3 protein-coding genes are annotated in these 2162 nt (G+C 60.2%); 1 reads left to right on the top strand and 2 read right to left on the bottom strand.

Going from position 1 to position 2162, the window contains the following annotated elements; all coding sequences use genetic code 11:
- On the top strand, positions 1–187 hold a 187-nt coding region (locus tag AC1DT2_RS21515), incomplete at its 5' end, for a hypothetical protein (RefSeq protein WP_477298613.1).
- Between the two features lie 13 nt (positions 188–200).
- Here AC1DT2_RS21515 and AC1DT2_RS21510 read toward each other — a convergent pair.
- Positions 201–944 carry a hypothetical protein gene (locus AC1DT2_RS21510; RefSeq protein WP_477298611.1) on the bottom strand — a complete coding sequence of 248 codons (744 nt, stop codon included), beginning with the start codon at positions 942–944 and terminating at the stop codon, positions 201–203.
- A 20-nt stretch (positions 945–964) separates the two neighbouring features.
- The coding region (locus tag AC1DT2_RS21505; RefSeq protein ID WP_477298614.1) for an RCC1 domain-containing protein at positions 965–2162 on the bottom strand (1198 nt) is incomplete at its 5' end.

Raw genomic sequence — 2162 nt, 5'->3', positions numbered from 1 at the left:
TGCCATGACCCACGACCGCCAGGACGTAAACCACCCCGACCACGGTCAACCCTCGCATCCGGAAACGGCTGAGGAAAAGAAATCGCGTAAGGACAAGGCCAGCGACAACCAGGACCAGGCGCTGGAAGAAACGTTCCCGGCGAGTGACCCGGTATCGCCGTTCGTGCCGGCAAAGGCGCCGGAGTAAGCGCGGCTGGTACTCAACCACCCTCACCGGCGTACATTTCGGGCGCGATCGACGGCCAAAGGGATAGCACCTGGATGACTCGTGCGTCACCCGACTTATTCAGGATGGCCCACACGAGACCCTTTCGACCGAGATCAACGACTTTGTCTGGCCAGTCAGGCAGCTCACCAAGAAAACGCGCCTTTCCGGCGGTGAGGGCAAACACGTGAGTGAGACGGTTACCCTCGCGGTCCTGACCGGTCGCAACAAACAGATATACGCGGCCGCCACCGGAGACAGCTCTCGCGCGGATCAGGGTGCTGCTCGTTATCTTTGTCTTCGGCGACCCGGCATCTCCGTTCTCCAGGGATCGCGTAAGTGCCAGCCTCTCGTCGTTCGACAGGGCTCGAAGCTCCATTGACGTTGAARGATACGCGGAGACGAGAAAGTACGACTCTGGAGAAGTTGGCGGAGCCGCGGCGACGTCCACCTCGATGCCCTTGCCCTCGTCAAGTACCTCGGATCTGACACACGACGTCTTCCGATTATTGACCCAGACGTCTTTACCCTTCGCGCAGATCTCGGAGAAGGTCTTGCGGGTACGCGGGGTAGTCTCGAAGGAGCGGTAAGCCGTGTGACCGTGCACGACATCCAAGCTCAATGTCAGAAAAGCGCCGTCAACTGCGGAACTTCCAGCAGATTCCGACGCGAAAGTGGAGAGCGTCACGCCGAGGAACGTGATCAAGAAGATCGTGGCTGAGATTCGTGTTTTCTTCATTAGGTTCCCTTCCACGCCCGTTACTGACCCTCTTCACGAAAGTTCACGAATCCGATGGGTGCATGAGAAGCGTATTGCGAGTCGTCGTAGGTGGGAGCACCCCGATTCGCGAGACTGCCCAGGGTGCCATATCCGTTTTGTCCCCAGCAGCGGATACCACCCCCTTCGATGACGGCGCAGCCCTGGTCCACGCCGACACTGATCGCGATGGCGTGTTCAACGCCAGGAATAAGGACCGGGCGATCGAACAGCCGGCACTTGACCCTGCCATCTGTGAGCACGCCGCATGTGTCACCGCCACTGGCGATATCGCGAAAGCCGGTCAGCGGCGCTGTTTTCCTTGGGAGGATGGCGACCGCCTCGCTATCGGGGCGGTATTGCCAACAGGTGATCGATGCATCTCGCAGCAGGGCGCAGTCGCTTCCAACGACCTTCACCGCATCGTGTACGAAGGAAACACGCGTAGGCGGTTCGCTCTTGACGAGGGCTTCCTCCTCGCCGCCCGGGTTGTGAGTCGCAAGGTCACCCCAGCAGACGACGTCCCCACCGGGTACCACGGCACAGTGCCTGGCACCGTAAGTGGTATCGCTCGCCACATCGATGGCAGAAGGCACTCCTGGGATGGCGCCCACATGGCCTTTCGCGTCGGTGCAAAACAGGCTGTTGTCGTCCCTAATGCCGCACAGTGCTGTTCCCTTGCCAAGGCTCTTGACGTGGGCCAGGCCGGGAATCTTGCGTGGTGTCTCGAGAACCACGTTGCTGTCGGCCCAACAAGTGACCTCGCCGCCTTGGGCAATCACGCATTCGTTTCCGTTGAGCCCGCCCATGGCCGTCACACCGGGCACGGGAATTTTCCCCTCCATCAGGCCGAGTTCGGAGCCCCAGCAGCGGGCACTGTGATCGTCGAGGATGGCGCAGGTCGACCATGATCCAGCGTAGACAGCGATGGCCTTCAGCGGCTTCGTTCCCTTGACTGGCCTGATCTTGAGTTCCGTGGCATTGCCGGTTCGCAGCGTCGAGCAATCGATGTCAACGTCCACCGGGAATACGATTTTGTCGATCTGCAGCACATTCCGGGCGGAAGTCACCGGGTCGGTTCGCCAGCTTGTGGTAGCTACGCCGTCGTAGGGACTCTTGATATCCCAGATACCCGTAACGCCCGAATTGCTGCGCTCCAACCAGCGGTCATTGTCCCGTATCACTTGATGGACATCATCC

This window comes from Luteibacter sp. P4_E6, assembly GCF_056401535.1.
This window is presented reverse-complemented; position numbering and strand designations above follow the sequence as displayed.